Raw genomic sequence first — 22,043 nt, 5'->3', positions numbered from 1 at the left:
GCAGGGCCTGACCGACCGGCCCCCTGCCGCGGGGCTGTCGTTGCGCCGGTCGACCCATCGCCGACCGAGCAGAAAGCACACCAACATGATCCACACTCAGACGTGGAACCGGCAGCAGCCTTCGACCATGCCGTCGCATCGCTACGCATCCGTTTTCGACCGAGTGGACGTTCCACTCACACAACGACATTGGCCCGACGTCCGCTTCACGGCCGCACCCCTGTGGGTGCCGGTGGACCTGCGCGACGGCAATCAGGCGCTGGCCGAACCGATGGACCCGACCCGCAAGCGGCGTTTCTTCGAGCTGCTGGTGGCCATGGGCTACAAGGAGATCGAGGTCGGCTACCCGTCGGCATCGCAGACCGATTACGACTTCGTGCGGCTGCTCGCCGATTCCGACATCGCCCCGTCCGACGTCGGAATCGTGGTGTTCACCCCGGCCCGGCGCGATCTCATCGAGCGCACCGTGGAGTCGGTACGCGGCGTCCGCAACGAGGTCGTCATCCACATGTACACGGCCACCGCACCGGTGTGGCGTAACACCGTGTTGGGCAAGGACCGCACCGAATTGCGCGAGCTGATCCTGTCCGGGGCCGGCGATGTACTCGAGTTGGCCGGCGACCTGCCCAACGTCCGCTTCGAATTCTCGCCCGAAGTGTTCAACCTGACCGAGCCCGACTACGTGCTGGAGTTGTGCGACACGATCACCGAACTGTGGCAGGCCGGCACGGACCGGCCGGTGATCCTCAATCTGCCCGCGACCGTCGAAGTGGCCACCCCGAACGTGTACGCCGACCAGATCGAGTACATGCACCGCAACCTGTCCCGTCGCGACAGCGTCATCCTCTCGGTGCATCCGCACAACGACCGGGGCACCGGCATCGCTTGTGCCGAACTCGCGGTGCTGGCCGGCGCGCAGAGGGTCGAGGGCTGCGTCTTCGGCAACGGGGAACGCACCGGCAACGTCGATATCGCGACACTCGCGTTGAATCTGCACGCCCAGGGCGTCGACCCGATGATCGACTTCTCCGACATCGACGAAATCGCCCGCACCGTCGCCTACTGCACGCGTATGCCGATCCCCGAACGACATCCGTACGTCGGCGACCTGGTGCACACCGCGTTCTCGGGTACCCACCAGGACGCCATCAAGAAGGGGTTGGCCGAACATCGCGCCAGGGCCGCACTCGAAGGTCGCTCCGAGCGTGAAATCGATTGGCGGGTACCGTATCTGCCGATCGATCCGGCCGACATCGGACGCACTTACGACGCGGTGATCCGGGTCAACTCGCAATCGGGGAAAGGTGGCATCGCCTACCTGCTGCTCACCGAGTACGGGCTGGACCTGCCCCGCCGCTTGCAGATCGACTTCGCCCGCCGCGTTCAGTCACACACCGACACCCACGGTGCGGAGGTCACCGCCGCCGAACTGTTCGACCTGTTCGATGCGGCCTATCTGCAACCCGGCGGCCCCGTCGAGCTGAAGGACTGGCACACCGGCCATGACGAAACCACCGAGATCACCCTCGTCGACGGCCAGACCCGGACCAGCACACATCACGGGATCGGCCCACTGGATGCGCTGACAGCGGCGCTGAGTGCCGTCGGCCGCGACGTCGAGGTGCTCAGCCTGACGCAGCAATCCGTCGGGCGTGCGGCGGTCAGCTATCTGGAGTACCGCAGGGGCGGTGTGACCGGTTGGGCGTGCGGGCGCAGCGACTCGGTGCTCGCCGCATCGATGGCAGCCGTGCTGCGCGCAGTCAACGCGCCCTGAGCACCTCCAGTGCCTTGTCGGCGTGGGTGTCCATGTTGATCTCACTGGAGATCACGTCGAGCACAGCGCGGTCGGTGTCGATGACGAACGTGATCCGCCTGACCGGCATCAGCTTGCCGAGCAGGCCGCGTTTGACTCCGAAGTGGCTGGCCACCTTTCCGTCGGCATCGGACAGCAACGGGAAGTCGAAGCGTTGAATGTCGGCGAACTTGGCTTGTTTGGTGACCGGGTCGGTGCTGATGCCGACCCGGGATACACCGAGGGCGGTGAACTCACCGGCCAGATCGCGGAAGTGGCAGGCCTCCTTGGTGCAGCCGGGCGTCATCGCAGCTGGATAGAAGAACAGCACCACCGGACCGTCAGCCAGCAAACTCGTCAGGCTCTGCACCGTGCCGGTCTGATCAGGGAGTTCGAACTCCGCAACAATGTCACCCGGCCTAAGAGGTGTCATGGGCGTCCACGCTACGCCGAGCGCGTGCGGTCAGTCTGGGAGGATCATCTGCGTGCACACGCTTGCTTCCACCACATCGCGTGAGGACTTCCGGGCGCTGGCCGCCGAACATCGCGTGGTCCCGGTGACCCGCAAGGTACTGGCCGACAGCGAGACGCCGCTGTCGGCGTACCGCAAGTTGGCCGCCAACCGGCCCGGGACGTTCCTGCTGGAATCGGCCGAGAACGGCCGCTCCTGGTCGCGGTGGTCGTTCATCGGCGCAGGTGCGCCGTCAGCACTGACCGTCCGCGACGACCAGGCGGTGTGGTTGGGGACGACGCCGCAGGACGCCCCGAGCGGCGGCGATCCGCTCGACGCGGTTCGCACGACGCTCGATCTGCTGGCCACCGCGGCGATGCCCGGACTGCCGCCCCTGTCCTCGGGACTGGTCGGCTTTTTCGCCTACGACATGGTCCGGCGCCTGGAGCGGCTGCCGGAACTCGCCGTCGACGATCTGGGCCTGCCCGACATGCTGCTGTTGCTGGCCACCGACATCGCCGCGGTCGACCACCACGAGGGAACCATCACGCTGATCGCGAACGCGGTCAACTGGAACGCCACCGATGACCGCGTCGACTGGGCCTACGACGATGCGGTCGCGCGACTGGACGTGATGACGGCAGCGCTCGGGCAGCCGTTGGCGTCGGCGGTGGCGACGTTCAGCCGCCCCGCGCCGCAGCACCGGGCGCAGCGCACGCTCGAGGAGTACTCGGCGATCGTGGAGAAGCTGGTGGGTGACATCGAAGCCGGCGAGGCGTTTCAGGTGGTGCCCTCGCAGCGGTTCGAAATGACGACTGGTGCGGATCCTCTTGACGTATACCGACTGCTGCGGGTCACCAACCCCAGCCCGTACATGTATCTGCTCAACGTTCCTGATGCCGAAGGCGGATTGGACTTCTCGATCGTAGGTTCAAGTCCCGAGGCGCTGGTCACGGTCACCGACGGGCGCGCCACCACACACCCCATCGCCGGGACCCGGTGGCGTGGGGCCACCGACGAGGAAGACATGCTCCTGGAAAAGGAGTTGCTGGCCGACGAGAAGGAACGTGCCGAGCACCTGATGCTGGTCGATCTCGGGCGTAACGATCTGGGCCGCGTGTGCCGCCCCGGCACCGTGCGGGTGGAGGACTACAGCCACATCGAGCGCTACAGCCACGTCATGCACCTGGTGTCCACGGTGACCGGCGAGCTCGCCGACGGCAAAACCGCACTCGATGCAGTGACTGCCTGCTTCCCGGCCGGCACCCTTTCCGGTGCCCCCAAAGTGCGAGCCATGGAGCTGATCGAGGAAGTCGAGAAGACCCGCCGCGGCCTCTATGGCGGTGTGCTGGGGTATCTCGACTTCGCCGGCAACGCCGATTTCGCCATCGCCATCCGCACGGCCCTGATGCGCAACGGCACTGCCTATGTGCAGGCCGGCGGGGGAGTCGTTGCCGATTCCAATGGCCCCTACGAGTACAACGAGTCGGCGAACAAGGCCAAAGCGGTACTCAACGCGATTGCTGCCGCCGACACGCTCACCGAACCATGATGCGGATCGCCCAGGTATTGCTCGTGGCCGCCGCGGCGGCCCTGTGGGGCGCGTCGCGGATGTCGTGGGTACAGGTGTCGTCATTCGACGGATTGGGGCAGCCCAAGAACACGGTGCTGACGGGTGCCATGTGGTCCACGGCGCTGATACCGCTCGCCCTACTGGTGTTGGCGGCTGCGGTCGCCGTGCTGGCATTGCGGGGCTGGCTGCTGCGCCTCTTGGCGCTGCTCGTCGCCGTCGCCAGCGCCGGGATGGTCTACCTGGGCATCAGCCTGTGGGTTGCCAAGGACATCGCTGTGCGCGCCGCGGACCTGGCGCTGGTGCCGGTGGCGCAACTGACCGGTACCCAGCAGTACTACGGCGGGGCCGTGTTGACGCTGGTCGCCGCGGTGGCTGCGCTCGTCGCGGCGATACTGCTCATGAGGTCGGCGACCGGGGCGCGCGCGGTGGCCCCTCGCTATGCGGCGCCAAGTGCCCGTCGGGCCGCCGCACACAGCGACGAGGGCGACGCCTCGATGTCGGAACGAATGATCTGGGATGCGCTCGACGAAGGACACGATCCGACCGGTGAGCAGAAGGGCGAGCACACCGATCCGGACAACAAGGGTCGGTGACAGCAGAAGGTACGGCGGCGGCTACCCTTCGAGTGAGGTCCACCGGGATCGTCCCGGGCGTACCGGAAAGGAATCGACGGCGATGAGTTCGGCCACTGTGCTCGACTCCATCATCGAGGGAGTCCGCGCCGACGTTGCCGCTCGCGAGGCCGTCGTAAGTCTTGACGAAATCAAGGCGCGCGCCCTGGATGCACCCGCACCATTGGACGTGATGGCCGCGTTGCGCGAGCCCGGTATCGGCGTCATCGCGGAGGTGAAGCGGGCCAGCCCGTCGCGCGGTGCGCTCGCCAACATCGCCGACCCGGCGCAGCTGGCTCGTGCCTACGAGGACGGCGGCGCCCGGGTGATCAGCGTGTTGACCGAGGAGCGGCGGTTCAACGGATCGCTGGCCGATCTGGACACGGTGCGCGCCGAGGTCTCAATTCCCGTGCTGCGCAAGGACTTCATCGTCAAGCCGTACCAAATTCACGAAGCTCGCGCGCACGGCGCCGACATGCTGCTGCTCATCGTCGCCGCGCTCGAACAGTCGATACTGGAATCGCTGTTGGAGCGCACCGAGTCTCTGGGAATGACGGCTCTGGTCGAGGTGCACACCGAAGAGGAGGCCGACCGTGCGTTGCGGGCCGGCGCCAGCGTGATCGGGGTCAACGCACGGGATCTCAAGACCCTCGAGGTTGACCGGGATTGCTTCGGACGAATTGCACCGGGGTTGCCCAGCAACGTCATTCGCATCGCCGAGTCCGGCGTCCGCGGAACTGCCGACCTGCTGGCGTATGCCGGCGCGGGCGCAGATGCCGTCCTCGTCGGCGAAGGGTTGGTCACCAGCGGTGACCCCCGAAGTGCGGTAGCCGATCTGGTCACCGCCGGGACACACCCGTCCTGCCCGAAACCGGCTCGTTGAATCGACGATGAGCTGCTGGCACGAAAAGGCACACTGATGGCGGATATCGCCGGTCCCGAGCTGCCGCGGTCCAGCGCAGCCGTGGCCGAACCCACTGTCCATGATCCCGACGCGCGCGGCCACTTCGGTTCTTACGGTGGCCGACTCGTGCCGGAAGCCTTGATGGCGGTGATCGAAGAGGTGACCGCGGCCTATGAGAAGGCCCGCGGCGAGCAGTCGTTCCTCGATGAACTCGACCGGTTGCAGCGGCACTACACTGGTCGGCCGTCACCTCTCTACGAGGCCACCCGGCTCTCCGAGCATGCCGGTGGGGCGCGCCTCTTTCTCAAGCGGGAAGACTTGAACCACACCGGTTCTCACAAGATCAACAATGTCCTCGGGCAGGCGTTGCTGGCCCGCCAGATGGGCAAGACCAGGGTGATCGCCGAGACCGGCGCGGGCCAGCACGGCGTCGCGACCGCCACCGCGTGCGCCCTGCTCGGCCTCGAGTGCGTGATCTACATGGGCGCTGTCGACACGCAGCGGCAGGCCCTCAACGTCGCGCGGATGCGCTTGCTCGGAGCCACGGTGGTCTCCGTGGAGGCCGGGTCGAAGACGCTCAAGGACGCTATCAACGAGGCATTCCGGGACTGGGTCACCAACGCTGACGAGACGTACTACTGCTTCGGGACCGCTGCGGGACCGCATCCGTTCCCGCTCATGGTGCGCGATTTCCAGCGCGTCGTCGGGTTGGAGGCGCGAGTGCAGATCCAGGACCAGGCCGGACGGCTGCCCGACGCCGTGACCGCATGCGTCGGTGGCGGGTCGAATGCGATCGGCATCTTTCACGCGTTCATCGACGACCCCGGCGTGAAACTGGTCGGCTTCGAGGCGGCCGGCGACGGTGTGGAAACCGGGCGGCATGCCGCGACCTTCTCGGGAGGTTCGCCGGGGGCGTTCCAGGGTTCGTTCTCTTACCTGCTGCAGGATGAGGACGGTCAGACCATCGAGTCGCATTCCATCTCAGCCGGCCTGGATTACCCGGGTGTCGGGCCGGAGCACGCGTTTCTGAAGGACATCGGGCGGGCCGATTACCGGCCGATAACCGACACCGAGGCGATGGATGCGTTCTCGTTGTTGTGCCGGACCGAGGGCATCATCCCCGCCATCGAGTCGGCGCATGCAGTGGCGGGCGCGCTGAAACTCGGGAATGAACTCGGCACGGGGGCGATCATCCTGGTCAATATCTCCGGCCGTGGTGACAAGGATGTGGAGACAGCAGCCAAGTGGTTCGGCCTGTTCGACGAGGGAGGCACCCGATGAGCCGATTGGCGGAACTGTTCGACGGGTGCCGAGCGGAAGGACGGGCGGCCCTTATCGGCTACCTACCAACCGGATTTCCGGATGTGCCGACGTCGATCGCGGCGATGACCGCACTGGTCGAATCCGGTTGTGACCTGGTCGAAGTGGGCGTGCCGTATTCGGATCCCGGGATGGACGGCCCCACCATCGCTGCCGCGACCGAAACCGCGCTGGCCGGTGGGGTCAGGGTCCGCGACACTCTGGCTGCCGTGGAGGCGATCAGCAATGCCGGCGGCCGGGCAGTCGTAATGACCTACTGGAACCCTGTGCTGCGCAAGGGAGTTGACACGTTCGCGCGTGATCTGGCCGCGGCCGGCGGCTACGGTCTGATCACCCCAGACCTCATTCCGGAGGAGGCCGACGACTGGCTGGCGGCCTCCGATGCCCATCAGCTGGACCGCATCTTCCTCGTCGCGCCGTCGTCGACCCCGCAGCGGCTGGTCTCCACCGTGCAAGCCTCCCGAGGGTTCGTCTACGCCGCATCGACCATGGGTGTCACCGGCGCCCGCGACGCGGTCTCCAGTGCCGCGCCCGAATTGGTGAGCCGGGTCCGCGAAGTCTCCGACATCCCGGTCGGTGTCGGCCTCGGCGTGCGGTCCGGCCGGCAGGCCGCGGAGATCGGGTCCTTCGCCGACGGTGTGATCGTCGGCTCGGCGTTGGTCTCGGCACTAGGCAACGGGCTCGACGCCGTCCGCACACTCACCGAAGAACTGGCCACCGGTGTTCGGCAAAGGGTCTCGGCTTGACCACAGCTATCCTCGCGTACCTGCCCAGCCCATCGCAGGGCGTGTGGCATCTGGGTCCGGTACCGATCCGCGCGTATGCCCTGTGCATCATCGGCGGCATCGTCGCCGCGCTCGTCATCGGGGACCGACGGTGGGCGGCGCGCGGGGGTGAACCGGGTGTCATCTACGACATCGCGCTATGGGCGGTGCCCTTCGGTCTGGTCGGGGGCCGGCTGTACCACGTGATGACGGACTGGCGTACCTACTTCGGTCCCGAGGGCAAGGGCCTGGCCGCAGCCTTCCAGGTTTGGGAAGGCGGCCTCGGCATCTGGGGTGCCGTCGCGCTCGGGGGCGTCGGTGCCTGGATCGCGTGCCGCCGGCGCGGAATTCCGTTGCCCGCGTTCGCCGACGCAATCGCACCGGGAATCGTGCTCGCCCAGGCGATCGGCCGGTTCGGCAACTACTTCAACCAGGAGCTCTACGGTCGCGCCACCACGCTGCCGTGGGGCCTGGAGATCTACGACCGGCGCAACGCCGCGGGCCTGCCCGATCAACTCAACGGTGTCTCCAACGGCACGGTGCTGGCCGTGGTGCACCCCACATTCCTCTACGAGTTGCTGTGGAACCTGCTGATTTTCGCGCTGCTGATCTGGGCGGACCGCCGTTTTCGGATCGGCCACGGCCGGTTGTTCGCACTCTATGTTGCCGGGTACTGCGTGGGTCGATTCTGGGTCGAGCTGATGCGCAGCGACGCTGCCACCCACCTGGCGGGCATCCGCATCAACACCTTCACCTCGACGTTCGTGTTCATCGGCGCCGTCGTCTACATCATGTTGGTGCCGAAGGGTCGTGAGGACCCGGCCACGCTGGCAGGTCACCGGCGTGGCGACACCGACGAAACGGTGATCGATGAGTCCGGCAAGGAATTGGTCGGTGCGGCCGCCACAACGGGTGTGGTGGCTGCCGGGGATTCCGACACTGTCGACGATGTGTCCGATGAACATTCCGAGGACATGCATCCGGATGCGGTGACGGAGGACGAGGGGGCCGATGCCGCCGCCGCGGTCGAATTGAAGGCGATCGCCCCGCAGACCGATACCGCCCAGGACGCGCCCGCTGAAGACGCTGCGGAAGGCGCCGAGACCGAAGAGGAACCACCGGAGGCTGCAAGCGAGGAGTCCGAAGCCGAAGATACGGTGGTTGCCGAGGGCGAGGACGTCGCTGTCACCGAGCCGAGCGAGCAAGAAGCCGAGGCGGAAGACTCCGAGACTGAAGCGGATACCACCGCGGAAGAGGGTTCGGTCGCTGAGGTAGTGACCGAAGGACCCGAGCCCGACCAACCCGCGGCCGACGAAGAGGCCGAGACTGAACAGCCAGAGGCTGAGTCCGCGGCCGCCGAGCCTGTCGACGAAGCAGCCGAGACGGACGAGCCGTCGGTGGACGAGGACGCAGCCGACCCCGAGTACACCGAATCGGAAGTCACAGAAGGTGATTCGGCTGAGTCGAAACCCGCGGAAGCCTCTGAGCCTGCCGAACCGACCGAAGCCGAGGTCGAGGACGAGGACGAAGCGTCAGGAAATGCCGCTGCTGTCCCGAGCATGCCGGCAGCACCAGCGCCCGAACACCGTCGTTGGTGGCGACGGCGGCGCTGACTGCCCTCCGGAAGGTGATGGCGGCTCGGCCGGGTCACGTTCTGGCATGCTGAGAGGCATGACCGATCGCCCGGATCCCGGCGCCGAAGGCTCGGTACCGCCGTTCCCGCCGCCTGCCGGATACCCACCGCCGCCTGGCTATGCGCCCCCGCCCGGGTACCCGCCGCCCGGCTACGGACAGCAGCCGCATGGTTATTACCCGCCGCCGATGTATGTCGATCCGGCCGCTCCGTACGGACGTCATCCGCTGACCGGAGAGCCGTTCTCGGACAAATCGAAGACCACCGCGGGGCTGCTGCAGTTGTTGGGTTTGTTCGGCCTGGTGGGAATTGGCCGCATTTATCTCGGCGACACCACCATGGGCGTGGTCCAACTCGTCGTCGGCATCCTGACATGCGGAATCGGCGCCTGGATCTGGGGCATCATCGATGCGATCCTCATCTTCACCGACAAGGTCCGTGACCCGAACGGACGTCCGCTGCGCGATGGGACCTAGCTCGGGACCCGGCATCAGGACGACGCGCTACGGTGCGCTCGGCGCCGGCGTCGTGCTGTCCGGGGCTGTCGCCTACATCGGTGTGGCCGATCCGCATCGCCCTGGATTCCTGTTCCCGACATGCCCGTTCAAGCTGATCACCGGCTGGAACTGCCCGGCCTGCGGCGGCCTGCGGATGATGCACGATGTGCTGCACGCGGACCTGGGCGCAGCCGTGGTCGACAATGCCTTCGCCCTGGTGGGGCTTCCAGTACTGGCCGCCTGGATTCTGGTGCGATGGCGCCTGGGCAAGCCGCTCTTTCCGGTGCCTGCCATCGTCACTATCCTGATCGCTGCCGTCATTTGGACCATGGTCCGAAATCTCCCGGGCTTCCCGTTGGTCCCAACATTCGTCGATGGGTAGCTGACCTGCACCGATACACTCGTATTCGGGCCGGTGCAGTCCCGGGGCCAGGATGTTCCGGACTGTGGAGGTGCGTTCCCGTGGTCTTCTCGGCATTGCCAAACGCTCAGGGTTTGTACGACCCTGCCAACGAGGCCGATTCCTGCGGTGTGGCGATGATCGCCGATATTCAAGGACGACGGTCGCACGGCATCGACGGTGCAGGCATCCTGCTGCAGTTGCCGGTCGAACTGTTGAGCCGCGTGGTGGATTTCGCGTTGCCGGCGCCCGCTGCCGACGGCACCAGCACGTTCGCCGCCGGAATCTGTTTTCTGCCGCAGGACCCCGTGGCCCGACAGGTAGCGCACGAGCGGGTCGAAGCCATCGCCGTGGAGGGAGGCCTGCAAGTTCTGGGCTGGCGCGTGGTGCCGGTCGACCCCGAAGGTGCCGGCATCGGTATGACGGCGCTGAGCTGTATGCCATACATAGCGTAGTTGTTCGTCGCCGCGCCCGAAGTCGAGGGTTGCAGTATCCCGTTCTGCCACTCGGGAACTGCGGGATGCCCACTCGGGAACCTCATACCGGAGTGGAATGACCTGGTGCGGCGGGGCCGCTGGGACGCGGCCAGCAACCGGCTGCATGCCACCAACAACTTCCCGGAATTCACCGGTCGGTTGTGCTCGGCACCCTGTGAGTCAGCATGCGTCTTGTCGATCGCCGAGGAGCAGACCGGCGGTAGCGTCACGATCAAACGCATCGAGCAGACCATCGCCGACCAAGCCTGGATGGACGGCACGCGCGCCGCAGCCCGCCGCCATCACCACCGGCAAGAGTGTCGCGGTGGCGGGCTCGGGTCCCGCGGGATTGGCTGCGGCACAACAACTCACCCGGGCCGGTCACGATGTGACTGTCTACGAACGCGACGACGGCTCGGTGGGCTGCTGCGTTACGGCATCCCCGAGTACAAGCTGGAGAAGGCGACCCTCAATCAGCGACTGGCCCAGATGCGGGCCGAGGGAACCCGATTCGTCACCGAGTGCGAGGTCGGTGTCGACCTGACCGTCGAGCAGTTGCGGGCTCGGTACCAGGAGGTCGTGCTGGCCGTCGGCGCCCTGCGGGCCCGCGACAACGACGTGCCCGGACGCGAACTGGCGGGTGTCCACCTGGCGATGGACCACCTGGTGTCGGCCAACCGGGAATGTGAAGGCAACGGACCGTCACCGATATCGGCCGCCGGTCGGCATGTGGTCATCATCGGCGGCGGTGACACCGGTGCCGACTGTTTGGGCACCGCGCACCGGCAGGGGGCAAAACCGGTGACCCAGTTGGACTACAACCCCGAACCGCCGGAAATGCGTGACAATTCTCTCTCCCCATGGCCGACCTGGCCGCTGGTGTTACGAACGTCACCGGCGCGTTGTCGTGCGGTTCGGACTAGCAGACCGATGCACCGGGGGTGTTCGTCTGTGGTGACGCACACCGCGGGGCCTCGTTGGTGGTGTGGGCCATCGCCGAAGGCCGCAGCGCAGCGCATGCGGTGGACGCCTATCTGATGGGTGACTCCGATCTGCCCGCGCCGGTGCGACCCGGTGCCCTGCCGCTCGCCGTCGTCTGAATCGATTAACGACTATGCTCTGAATCCGTGAACAGACGCGCGAAGATCGTTTGTACCCTTGGTCCGGCTACCGGCACTGAGGACGTCGTCAGATTGCTGGTCGAAGCTGGAATGGACGTCGCTCGGCTGAACTTCAGCCACGGCGACTATTCGGATCACGAGGCCGCTTACCGTCGGGTACGGGCAGCCTCCGACATCACCGGTCAGGCCGTCGGCATCCTCGCCGACTTGCAAGGACCGAAGATCCGCCTCGGTCGCTTCGCTGACGGACCGACGGTCTGGGCGACCGGCGAGACGGTGCGGATCACCGTCGAGGACTGCGCCGGAACCCACGACCGGGTGTCGACCACCTACAAGCGGCTGGCCGAGGACGCGTCGCCGGGGGATCGGGTACTTGTCGACGACGGCAACGTCGGTCTGACCGTCGAGAGCATCGACGGCAACGACGTCATCTGCAAGGTCACCGAGGGCGGCCCGGTCAGCAACAACAAAGGTATGTCGCTGCCGGGCATGAATGTGTCGGCCCCGCCACTGTCGGAAAAAGACATCAAAGACTTGGAGTTCGCGCTGCAGCTCGGCGTCGACCTGGTCGCCCTGTCTTTTGTGCGCTCGCCGGCCGATGTCGAGCTGGTGCACGAGGTGATGGACCGCGCCGGCCGTCGGGTTCCGGTGATCGCCAAGCTGGAGAAGCCCGAGGCCGTCGAGAACCTCGAGGCCATCGTGCTGGCATTCGACGCGATCATGGTGGCCCGCGGTGATCTGGGTGTGGAACTGCCGCTGGAGGAAGTGCCTCTCGTACAGAAGCGGGCAATCCAGATGGCAAGGGAGAACGCCAAACCCGTCATCGTCGCGACCCAGATGCTGGAGTCGATGATCGACAGTTCGCGGCCCACCCGTGCCGAGGCATCCGACGTGGCAAACGCGGTGCTCGACGGTGCGGACGCGGTGATGCTCTCCGGTGAGACCTCGGTGGGCAAGTACCCGCTGGAAACGGTGCGGACGATGGCCCGCATCATTCATGCGGTCGAGGAGAATTCTGTCGTCGTGCCACCGCTGACGCACGTTCCGCGCACCAAGCGCGGCGTCATCTCGTACGCGGCGCGCGACATCGGTGAGCGGCTGGACGCCAAGGCGCTGGTCGCGTTCACCGAGTCCGGGGACACGGTCCGCCGACTGGCGCGGCTGCATACGCCGCTGCCGGTCCTCGCGTTCACCGCGCTGCCCGAGGTTCGTAGCCAGCTGGCGCTGACCTGGGGGACCGAGACGTTCATCGTCCCGCAGATGACCAGCACCGACGGCATGATCCGGCAGGTCGACAAATCGTTGCTGGAACTCGGCCGGTACAAACGCGGCGAACTGGTGGTCATCGTCGCAGGTGCCCCTCCTGGCACAGTAGGTTCCACGAACCTGATCCATGTGCACCGCATCGGGGAGGAAGACGTCTAGGCGAGGAAAGCGGCACCGTGTCGCACTCGGATTTCGAGGAGCTGCTGGCAGTTCTCGACCTCAAGCGCGCCGACGACGACCTCTTCATCGGGACGCATCCGAGTAAGAATCCGGTGCGGACGTTCGGTGGTCAGATGATCGCGCAGGCGTTCGTCGCCGGCGGACGGTCGCTCGAGCACAAGCAACAGCCAAGCGCACTCAACGCCCACTTCATCGCCGGCGGCGACCCTGAGAAGGATCTCGAGTTCCACGTCGTGCGGCTGCGTGACGAGAAGCGTTTCGCCAATCGCCGGGTGGATGTCATGCAGGGCGGTCAACTGCTGACGACGGTGATGCTCTCCTACATGAACGCCGGGCGCGGCCTCGAGCACAGCGTGGCCGCGCCTGACGTCGCGCACCCCGACACCTTGCCGAAGATCGACGACCTGCTGCGGGGTTACGAGGAGACCGTGCCGCTGTTCGTCAACGCGTTGCGGCCGATCGAGTGGCGTTACACCAACGATCCGGCGTGGGTGATGCGGGACAAAGGGGAGCGGCTGCAGTACAACCGGGTGTGGCTCAAGGCCGAGGGCACCATGCCCGACGACCCGGTGCTGCACGCGGCGGCCCTGGTGTACTCGTCGGATACCACTGTGCTCGATTCGATCATCACCACTCACGGGCTGTCGTGGGGCTTCGACCGCATCTTCGCGGTGACGATGAACCACTCGGTGTGGTTTCACCGTCCCATCCGGTTCGACCAATGGGTGCTGTATTCCACTACCTCGCCGGTGGCCGCCGAGTCCCGCGGCCTGGGCACCGGTCATTTCTTCGACGAGTCGGGACAACTGCTGGCGACAGTCGTGCAGGAAGGCATCGTCAAGTACTTCCCGACGTCGAAGTGACGCGGCTAGCGCGTCGAATGCGGGGTGACGCCGAGGCCGGTTTCCAACCGGTCGCGGAAGGTGTCCTCGCACTGTTGCTGAGCGACGCGATCACTGCCGGCCCGCTGCATGCAGTTCATGTATTCGTGGCCGCCGAATTCGTCGTACCAGCGCTGTCCCACGCTGATCCAGATCCAGACGAAGACCACCGACACCAGCACGGCGATGACGCCGAGCACGATGCCGCTGGTGGCGACGCCCACGTTGTCGGCCTCACCGCGTTTGCACCGGCCCCGCGCCGCGAATCCGATGATTATCGCGGCAAGTCCGAGCGCGATACCCCCGACGACCGACCACACCAGTACCAGCCCGACGATGGCCGTCACCAGTGCGGCGATACCCAGACCGTTGCGTGGACCGACCGGCCCGTGTGGAACCTGAACCGGGGGCGGAGCGGGATAGCCGCCGTACGACGGCGGAGGATAGCCACCCCCGTAGGGCGGCGGAGGTTGATAGGCGCCGTACGGGGGTGGGTAGGGGCCCGGGTAAGGCCCGTACGGTACCTGTGGCGCCGGTGATGCGCCCGGGGCGACGGGCTTGTCCGACTCGTTGGCACCGTCGTGCGCATCGGTCATGAGAGTGAGGCTACCCGCCGCGCAGGCACTGCAGTTCGGGACAGCGGATGGTCGGGCAGTCGACATCGGCCGGCAGATGATGCGTGGCCACAACGACGGTCCGGTCCGCGGGAAACAGGCCGTCCGGTACGAGCAGTTCAGTCAGGATGCACTCGGCGTCGGCTGCGTCGAGATTCTCGGTCGGTTCGTCGAGCAGTACCACCGGGAAACTGGAGATCAGCGCGCGGGCCAGTAACAACCGCCTGCGCTGGCCGGCCGACACCGCAGCGGCTCCGCCCGCGAGGACGCTGGACAGCCCGTCGGGAAGCGCCGCGAACCATGTTCCGAGACCCACGCGGTACAGAGCTGCCAGCAGTTCGTCGTCAGTGGCGTCGCCCCTGGCCACCAGCAGGTTATCGCGCACCGTGGTGTCGAACAGGTGCGCGTCCTCCGCGAAAAATGCTGCGCGTTGCGGCTTCTCGGAGTAGCGGTCGGCGATCGCCATCAACAGCGTCGTCTTGCCCGAACCGCTAGGACCGATGACCGCCAGCCGCGCTCCCGGTTCCAGATCCACCGATCGGGCGGGGGGACGTCGACGGGTGTCCTCCCCGGGCTCGGTCAGTTCCTGCAGCCGGCGCGCAGCGATCCGCGACCGACTCAACTGCAAGGCGGCTTCCGGAAGTGCGGTGGTCGCCTCGAATGCCGAGAGCGGCAGCAGCATCAGGATCGCCAAGGTGGTCGGCGCGACTGTCGGTGCCAGCGCGATTGCCGCGATCACAGCGCCCAGCACGCTCACACCGATCGCGGCACCGGGCATGGCGGCGGCCACGGCGGCAGGGGCCGCGGCCCGGTCGACGGCGCGGCCCAACGAGCGGTGCTGCCGTTCGGACTCGTCGATCACTGCGTCCAGGCGTCCACTGACCCGCAGCTCGGGGGCATATTCGAGGGCCAACATCGTTGCCGTGTCGCGCTGTGAGCGATGTTGTGCGGCAACAGCTTCGGCGGTGGCTGCGGAGCGGGCCGCCACAGCCGGAGCCACCGCACCCGCGATCAGCAGGCAGACGGCGAGCACTGTTGCAGCGGAAGGGGAAATCACGGCGATGACGCCGACCGCGGCACCCGACAGCACCACGGCCACCACGATCGGCAGCAGTGCGCGCACGAGTACCTCGGCCAGGTCGTCGACCGATCCACCGATTCGGGCCACCAGTTCACCACTGGGCATGCGCATCACGTCATCTGCGGCGGCGTCTGCGAGTTGGCGATACAGCCCGGTGCGGGCGCTGGCCGCGGCCCGCAGTGCAGTGTCGTGTGACGCCAGCCGCTGGCAGTAGCCGAGTACCCCCCGAGAAATACCCAAAGCGCGGACTGCGACGACGGCCACCGACAGGTCGAGCACGGGGGGCATCTGCCAGGCCCGCGTGATGAGCCAGGCCGAGATCCCGGCCAACGCCAGCGCACTGCCGAGGGAAAAGACACCGAGCATGCTCGCCAGCGCCAGCCGACCGAACCGGGGACGGAGCAGTCGTGCGGAATACCGCAGCAGCGGGTCAGGACCGAACACGTGAATCACTCACCGTGAGAACGGTATCGCCGATGGCCAGAACCGGATCTCGGTGTCCGACCACGACCACCGTCGCGCCGGTCCGGGCCCTGGCCGCGATCGTTGCCAGGACCCGGGCCTCGAGCTCGGCGTCGAGATGCGCGGTGGGCTCGTCCAGTAGCAGTACCGGCGCCGGGGATCCGAGCACGCGGGCCAGCCCGAGCCGTTGCCGCTGTCCCAGGGACAGGCCGACCCCGTCGCGGCCGATGACTGTGTCCAACCCGTCTGGCAGGCTCTCGTAGACCTCGTCGAATCCTGCTGCACGGCAGGCACCCTCAAGGTCCGGGAGCGGGCCAAGCAACTCCAGGTTGGCGCGAACCGTGCCGGGGATCAGCACCGGGCGGTGCGGCAGCCACGCGATCTGCCGCCACCAGGCGCTCAGATCGAGTTCGGTGGCCGCGATGCCGTCCACCAGCACTCTCGGCGTGTCGGTGAGGCCGAGAATCGCCTGCAGTGCCGTGGTTTTCCCGGCGCCGTTGGGTCCGGTCAGGACGGTGACGCGCCCCGGTTCGATCGTGCGGTCGAGTCCGTCGACCTCGATCGTGGGTGTTGCCGTCGCCGGGACCCGGCTACCGTTCGGCTGGGCGGCCGGTGTACACAGCTCGAAGGCCGCCTCTGCGGCAGTCTTACCGTCTTGCGCGGCATGGAATGCGGCACCCACCCGCCGCAGCGGCCAGAACACCTCGGGGGCGAGCAGTAACGCGGTCAGGGCGGCTGCGAGTGTCACATCGCCGAATACCAGCCGTAGACCGACGCTGACCGCCACCAGAGCCACCCCGAGAGTGGCCAGAAGTTCCAAGACCAATGCCGACAGGAAGGAGATCCGCAGTGTCGCCATCGTCGAACGCCGATGTGCGGCAGACAGTTCGGCGATGCGTTGGACCGATCCTCCGGCCCTGCCGAGGGCACGCAGAGTGGGGATTCCGGCCACCAGATCCAGCAGCCGGCTCTGCAAGGTGGTCAACGCACTCAGCGCAGCCGCCGACCTTTCCGCCGTGAGCAGCCCGATCAAAACCATGAACACGGGGATGAGCGGGAGCGCGATCATCACGATCGCCGCGGCCTGGAGGTCGTAGCATGCCATCACCACCAGAGCCGCCGGAGTAAGGATAGCGGCGAGCACCACGGCCGGCAGATAGCCACTGAAATACGGTCGCAGGCCGTCGAGGCCGCGCGTCACCACCGCGGCGGCCGCATCCCGCTCGGCCGTCAGTCGCCGTGGTGACTGCGCCGTCACCGAACGTAGGACCTGGCTGGACAATTCGCCGATGACCGCGGTGGCACCGCGCTGCGACAGCCTGCCCTGCAACCATTGCGCCACGGTCCGGACGGTCCAGACCACCCCCAGTGCCACCAGCGACGAGCCCCACCGCGCACCGGAGTTCGGGGCGACGACAATTCCGGCGACCAGGTGCGCCAGCACCACCGCCGACGCGATGGTGCTGCCGGCGATCACCGCACCACACGCCACCGCGGCCACGAGGTAGCGGCGCAGCGCTGTGACGGATCCCGTACCGCCGCGGATGCCGAGGGCGCGCCAGAGATTCAGTCCGGCCTCCGGGAGAGTCCGATTGGCTCGGGAATCCGATCAGCCGAGATCCGCTTGCGGAACACCCAATACGTCCACGCCTGGTACAGCATTACAAGCGGTGTGAACGCGAGCGCCGCCCATGTCATGATTTTCAGCGTGTACGGCGACGACGAGGCGTTGTAGATGGTCAGGCTCCACTGCGGGTTGAGCGTGGACGGGACCAGGTTCGGGTATAGCGCACCGAACAGCAGAACCACTACGGCGGCAACGACAATCGTGGTGTAGAGGAACGCCCAACCCTCGCCGCTGCGGCTGAACACCCGGATGACGGCGGCGAGCTGTGCAACGACCGCGACGGCCAGCACGAGCCAGGTCCAGTTCTTTCCGTGGCTGAGCTGGGTCCACAGTCCGAAGCCGGCGACCAGTACCGTCGCCGGAATCGCCAGTTTGGCGGCGAAACCGAAAGCGTCGGTGCGAACGGCTCCACTCGACTTCAGCGCTACGAACACTGCACCGTGCAGGGCGAACAGTGCGCCGGTGGCCAGCCCGCCCAACAGGGTGTACGGGTTGACGACGTCAGTGATTCCGGCGTGCATCTGTCCGTGGGCGTCGACGGGCAGGCCGTGCACGAGCCCGGCGAACGCGACACCCCACAAAATCGCGGGCACCCACGACCCGATGGCGATCGCTATGTCCGCCCATCGGCGCCAGCCGGGATCATCGATCTTGCCGCGCCATTCGATGGCCACGACGCGCACGATCATCGAGCACAGGATCGCCAACAGCGGCAGATACAGACCGGAGAACACGGTGGCGTACATCTCGGGGAACGCCGCGAACATGGCACCGCCCGCGGTGATGAGCCACACCTCGTTGCCGTCCCACACCGGGCCGATCGTGTTGAGCACCGCACGGCGGTGCTGTTCGGCGTCGGTTCCGGTGCGGCCGTCCGCGGGGTCTGATGTGCTCCTCGCGTGCGCGGGGTCTGATGTGCTCCTCGCGTGCGCCAGGCCCGATGTGCTCCTCACGTCCGCGGCACGCCCGAAGAAGCTCATCAGCATGCCGACGCCGAAGTCGAATCCCTCGAGTACAAAGAACCCGAGGAACAGTGCGGCCAGCAGAATGAACCAGAGTTCCTGTAATCCCATCGAATCGCTCCTCGACTCGTGCGTTGGGCTCAGTAGGCGAACGACAATGGTGCGACGTCGTCGGCGCCCGGTGGTACCGGCGGCGCCGGTTCGGAGTCGTGTTCCAGCGGCCCGGCAACGATGTAGCGGCGCAGCAGGAAGAACCAGATGACCGCAAGCACCGCATAGAGCAACGTGAAGGTCACCAGGGACAGCACGACGATGGTCATCGAGTTGTGCGACACGCCTTGGGCCACGGTCAGCCGGATGTCCTGATCACCGGTCGGGTTGGGCGCCACGACCCATGGCTGGCGGCCCATCTCGGTGAACACCCAGCCCGCGCTGTTGGCCAAAAACGGTGTGGGGATGGTCAGCAGCGCGAACCAGGAGAACCAGCGCTGATTCGGAATCCGGCCGCCGCGGGTCAGCCACAGTGCGACAAGCGCGAAAAGACCGGGTGCTGCGAGGAATCCGATCATCGCCCTAAACGACCAATAGGTGACGAACAGGTTGGGCCGGTAGTCACCGGGCCCGAACTTCTGTTCATACTGCTGCTGCAGATCCTGCACGCCGTCCAGGTGCACCCCGCTGAACTTGCCCTCGGCCAAAAACGGCAGGACGAAGGGTACCTCGATGGCGTGCACGACACTGTCGCAGTTGTTGTGGGTCCCGACGGTGAGTACCGAGAAATCCGGGTCGGTTTGGCTGTGACACAACGATTCTGCAGAGGCCATCTTCATCGGCTGTTGGGCGAACATCAGTTTGCCCTGGGCATCGCCGGTGAAGAAGAGCCCGATGGCGGCGACGAGTGTGACCAGGCAGCCGAGGATGGTGGCGGGCCGGTACATGCTGACCGCGTCTTCGGCGGGGGTGCTGCGGCTGTGGTGACCGGCAGTGTCGCCAGCGTGCTCAGCGGCGCCCGCCCGGTGTGATCGCACCATCCACCAGGCCGACACGCACGCTACGAACACCCCGGCGGTCAGGAATGCTCCGGCGACAGCATGTGAAAACGCGGCGATCGCAGTGTTGTTCGTGAACAGTGCGACGATGCTGGTCAGCTCGGCGCGGCCCTTTTCGGCGTTGAACACGGCCCCGACCGGATGCTGCATGAACGAATTGGCCGAGATAATGAAGAACGCTGACATGTTCACCGCGATGGCGACGATCCAGATGCAGGCGAGGTGCACCAGGCGGGGCAGTCGCGCCCAGCCGAAGATCCACAGGCCGATGAACGTGGATTCGAAGAAGAACGCGGCCAACCCCTCCATGGCTAGTGGAGCGCCGAAGATATCGCCCACGAATCGTGAGTACTCGCTCCAGTTCATGCCGAACTGGAATTCCTGCACGATTCCGGTGGCCACCCCGATCGCGAAGTTGATCAGGAAGAGCTTGCCGAAGAATCGGGTGAGTCGGTACCAGCTGTCATTGCCCGTGATCACCCATACGGTCTGCATGATCGCGATCAGCGGTGCCAACCCGATGGTCAGCGGAACAAAAATGAAGTGGTAGACGGTGGTGATTCCGAACTGCCACCGAGACACATCCAAGGCATCCATCTGACCCTACTTCCGAGGTCGCTCGGGCGAGCTACTACGAATTGTAGTAGAGATTGTTCTCGGCGACCGCGTCCTGGCATGGCCAGGACAGTGTGTTACGTCACCGGGGAGGTTCTGGGGTGAAGGCGGCCCTCAGTCTATTGGCCTCGCTGCGGATGCCGAAGGCGGAAACGACGTCGAGCACGCCGAGCACGATCAGGATGATGCCGGTGACCTGGGTGAGGGCGACGAGGCCATTGAGCGGCGTGACGAACATGATGATGCCGGCGATGACGCTGAGGATGCCGACGATGATCTCCCAAATACGGCCGGGCAGAGACTGATCACCGATCGCCGACATCGCCGTCGCCACACCGCGGAAGATGAAGCCGACGCCGATCCAGATGGCCAGCAGCTGAATCGAGTTGTCCAGGTTTACGAAACACAGCACGGCCAAAACGAGCGATGCGGCACCACTGATGAACAGCAGCACCCGGCTACCGGCCGTGGAACGCAGGCTGAAGGCGAGTACGACCTGCCAGATACCGGTAACCAGGAGGTACGCGCCGAAGAAGATCGCGGTCACGATGATCGCCGCGCCGGGGCGGACAAACACGAGAACACCCAAGATGACCGCGAGGACACCGGTCGCCAGAGTCGCCTTCCACAGATGAGGCAAGAGGCTTGGGGCAGTAGTGGTTTCCATGCCGGCAGTTTGACACAACAAATAGCGCCTGAGCCGGATTTTACAGTACGGCTGTGGTGTCGTACTGCGGTCGTTAATGTTCCGTTACCGGCACCGCATGCTGGGTTCACGGCCCGTTGATGTCGCCGGTTTGGAACAACAGACACAAAACGGCCCTAGGCAGAGAGAAGAGGCAACTGTGAAAGCTGGATGTCACGTCCGTCGGGGGAAAATGTGGCGTGTCGCAGGTGTGATCGCGGCAAGTGGCGCCCTGATGCTCTCGGGGTGCGCGAACAACAGTGACAGCGGTACGTCGGGCACCGCGACGACTGCGGCAACGGCTGAGAAGGTCGACTCCATCGCCGATACGGTGCCGGACCCGATCAAGTCGAGCGGCAAGCTCATCGTCGGCACCGACCCGACCTACGCGCCGAACGAGTTCAAGGATCCCAACGGCAAGATCATCGGGTTCGATGTCGACCTGATGAACGCCGTCGCCGCCACCCTGGGACTGACCCCGGAGTACCGACCGTCGGCGTTCGACAAGATCATTCCGTCGGTTCAGGGCGGCAGTTACAACGTCGGCATGTCGTCGTTCACCGACTCGAAAGAACGTGAACAGCAGGTCGACTTCGTCACCTACTTCCAGGCGGGCTCGGCTTGGGCGCAGAAGGTCGGCGCGGGCATCAACCCCGACGATGCGTGCGGCAAGCGGGTCGCGGTGCAGACGGCGACGGTGCAGGACACCAACGAGATGCCTGCCCGCAATGCGAAGTGCGCCAAGGAGGGCAAGCCCGCCATCGCCGTGCTCAAGTTCGACGACCAGTCGGCAGCCACCAATGCGGTCATGCTCGGCCAGGCCGATGCCATGTCGGCGGATTCTCCGGTGACGGCCTACGCGATCAAACAGAGCGACGGCAAACTCGAACAGGTCGGCGAGATCTTCGATTCCGCACCCTACGGTTGGGTCGTCCCCAAGGGCTCACCACTGGCCCAGTCGCTGCAGCAGGCCCTCGAGCACCTCATCCAGACCGGTGCCTACAAGCAGGTGGCCGCCAACTGGGGCGCCGAAAAGGGACTGATCGACAAGCCGGTCATCAACGGCGCGACCAGCTGAG

19 protein-coding genes and 2 pseudogenes are annotated in these 22,043 nt (G+C 66.1%); 14 read left to right on the top strand and 7 right to left on the bottom strand.

From position 1 onward, the window contains the following. Positions 1–127: 127 nt before the first annotated feature. Positions 128–1,774, top strand: a complete 1,647-nt coding sequence (locus H276_RS0110125) for a 2-isopropylmalate synthase (protein WP_026356793.1) — start codon at positions 128–130, stop codon at positions 1,772–1,774. Here H276_RS0110125 and H276_RS0110120 read toward each other — a convergent pair. Further along, on the bottom strand, positions 1,761–2,225 hold the full coding sequence (locus H276_RS0110120; protein WP_019971193.1) for a peroxiredoxin: 465 nt from the start codon (positions 2,223–2,225) through the stop codon (positions 1,761–1,763). The two genes, H276_RS0110125 and H276_RS0110120, sit on opposite strands and share 14 nt — an antisense overlap. 52 nt (positions 2,226–2,277) lie before the next feature. Here H276_RS0110120 and H276_RS0110115 point away from each other — a divergent pair, with 52 nt between their 5' ends. The 12 genes and pseudogenes from H276_RS0110115 to H276_RS0110060 all read left to right on the top strand — a co-directional run bounded on the left by H276_RS0110115 (position 2,278) and on the right by H276_RS0110060 (position 13,851). After that, positions 2,278–3,795 carry an anthranilate synthase component I gene (locus H276_RS0110115; protein ID WP_019971192.1) on the top strand — a complete coding sequence of 506 codons (1,518 nt, stop codon included), beginning with the start codon at positions 2,278–2,280 and terminating at the stop codon, positions 3,793–3,795. Next, on the top strand, positions 3,792–4,409 hold the full coding sequence (locus H276_RS0110110; RefSeq protein ID WP_019971191.1) for a TIGR02234 family membrane protein: 618 nt from the start codon (positions 3,792–3,794) through the stop codon (positions 4,407–4,409). Before H276_RS0110115 ends, H276_RS0110110 begins: the two co-directional genes overlap by 4 nt. Positions 4,410–4,491: 82 nt before the next feature. Beyond that, positions 4,492–5,310: an indole-3-glycerol phosphate synthase TrpC gene (trpC, locus tag H276_RS0110105; RefSeq protein WP_019971190.1), complete on the top strand. Its 819-nt coding sequence runs from the start codon at positions 4,492–4,494 to the stop codon at positions 5,308–5,310. 36 nt (positions 5,311–5,346) lie between these two features. Then, on the top strand, positions 5,347–6,612 hold the full coding sequence (trpB, locus tag H276_RS0110100; protein ID WP_019971189.1) for a tryptophan synthase subunit beta: 1,266 nt from the start codon (positions 5,347–5,349) through the stop codon (positions 6,610–6,612). Next, a complete protein-coding gene (gene trpA, locus H276_RS0110095) occupies positions 6,609–7,397 on the top strand; it encodes a tryptophan synthase subunit alpha (protein WP_019971188.1) in 789 nt (262 codons plus the stop codon). The genes trpB and trpA overlap by 4 nt, the downstream gene beginning before the upstream one ends. Beyond that, positions 7,394–9,028 (top strand): prolipoprotein diacylglyceryl transferase, encoded by a 1,635-nt coding sequence (gene lgt, locus H276_RS0110090; RefSeq protein ID WP_019971187.1) that lies wholly within the window; start codon positions 7,394–7,396, stop codon positions 9,026–9,028. Before trpA ends, lgt begins: the two co-directional genes overlap by 4 nt. A 58-nt stretch (positions 9,029–9,086) precedes the next feature. Then, positions 9,087–9,524 (top strand): NINE protein, encoded by a 438-nt coding sequence (locus H276_RS0110085; RefSeq protein WP_019971186.1) that lies wholly within the window; start codon positions 9,087–9,089, stop codon positions 9,522–9,524. Continuing rightward, entirely contained in the window at positions 9,514–9,927 is a 414-nt protein-coding gene (locus H276_RS0110080; protein WP_019971185.1) for a DUF2752 domain-containing protein, read from the top strand. The genes H276_RS0110085 and H276_RS0110080 overlap by 11 nt, the downstream gene beginning before the upstream one ends. Positions 9,928–10,007: 80 nt before the next feature. Further along, positions 10,008–10,397 (top strand): annotated as a pseudogene (locus H276_RS0110075) (hypothetical protein); the annotation flags it as partial. 33 nt (positions 10,398–10,430) lie between these two features. After that, a pseudogene (locus tag H276_RS25655) lies at positions 10,431–11,521 on the top strand (glutamate synthase subunit beta); the annotation flags it as partial. Positions 11,522–11,548: 27 nt separating this feature from the next. Beyond that, entirely contained in the window at positions 11,549–12,967 is a 1,419-nt protein-coding gene (gene pyk, locus H276_RS0110065; protein WP_019971183.1) for a pyruvate kinase, read from the top strand. A gap of 17 nt (positions 12,968–12,984) precedes the next feature. Further along, on the top strand, positions 12,985–13,851 hold the full coding sequence (locus tag H276_RS0110060; protein WP_019971182.1) for an acyl-CoA thioesterase II: 867 nt from the start codon (positions 12,985–12,987) through the stop codon (positions 13,849–13,851). 5 nt (positions 13,852–13,856) lie between these two features. Here H276_RS0110060 and H276_RS0110055 read toward each other — a convergent pair whose 3' ends face one another. From H276_RS0110055 to H276_RS0110030, 6 genes are all read right to left on the bottom strand, one after another. After that, a complete protein-coding gene (locus H276_RS0110055; protein WP_019971181.1) occupies positions 13,857–14,465 on the bottom strand; it encodes a DUF4190 domain-containing protein in 609 nt (202 codons plus the stop codon). A gap of 10 nt (positions 14,466–14,475) precedes the next feature. Then, a complete protein-coding gene (locus H276_RS0110050) occupies positions 14,476–16,008 on the bottom strand; it encodes an ATP-binding cassette domain-containing protein (protein ID WP_019971180.1) in 1,533 nt (510 codons plus the stop codon). Then, positions 15,995–17,542, bottom strand: coding sequence for a thiol reductant ABC exporter subunit CydD (gene cydD / locus H276_RS0110045; protein WP_026356790.1), 1,548 nt, complete (start codon positions 17,540–17,542; stop codon positions 15,995–15,997). Before cydD ends, H276_RS0110050 begins: the two co-directional genes overlap by 14 nt. Positions 17,543–17,592: 50 nt before the next feature. Continuing rightward, positions 17,593–18,726 carry a cytochrome d ubiquinol oxidase subunit II gene (gene cydB, locus H276_RS0110040; RefSeq protein WP_019971178.1) on the bottom strand — a complete coding sequence of 378 codons (1,134 nt, stop codon included), beginning with the start codon at positions 18,724–18,726 and terminating at the stop codon, positions 17,593–17,595. A gap of 29 nt (positions 18,727–18,755) precedes the next feature. Beyond that, positions 18,756–20,261, bottom strand: a complete 1,506-nt coding sequence (locus H276_RS0110035) for a cytochrome ubiquinol oxidase subunit I (RefSeq protein ID WP_019971177.1) — start codon at positions 20,259–20,261, stop codon at positions 18,756–18,758. Between the two features lie 100 nt (positions 20,262–20,361). Beyond that, entirely contained in the window at positions 20,362–20,946 is a 585-nt protein-coding gene (locus H276_RS0110030) for an HdeD family acid-resistance protein (protein WP_019971176.1), read from the bottom strand. Between the two features lie 211 nt (positions 20,947–21,157). Between H276_RS0110030 and H276_RS0110025 the strand changes: the two genes are divergently transcribed. Beyond that, complete coding sequence (locus H276_RS0110025) at positions 21,158–22,042, top strand: ABC transporter substrate-binding protein (protein ID WP_019971175.1); 885 nt, start codon at positions 21,158–21,160, stop codon at positions 22,040–22,042. Position 22,043: the final 1 nt, after the last annotated feature.

Source organism: Mycobacterium sp. 141 (genome assembly GCF_000382405.1).
In the GTDB taxonomy this organism is placed as follows: domain Bacteria; phylum Actinomycetota; class Actinomycetes; order Mycobacteriales; family Mycobacteriaceae; genus Mycobacterium.
Note: the sequence above shows the minus strand (reverse complement) of the source record. Positions and strands in the feature narration are given on the sequence as shown.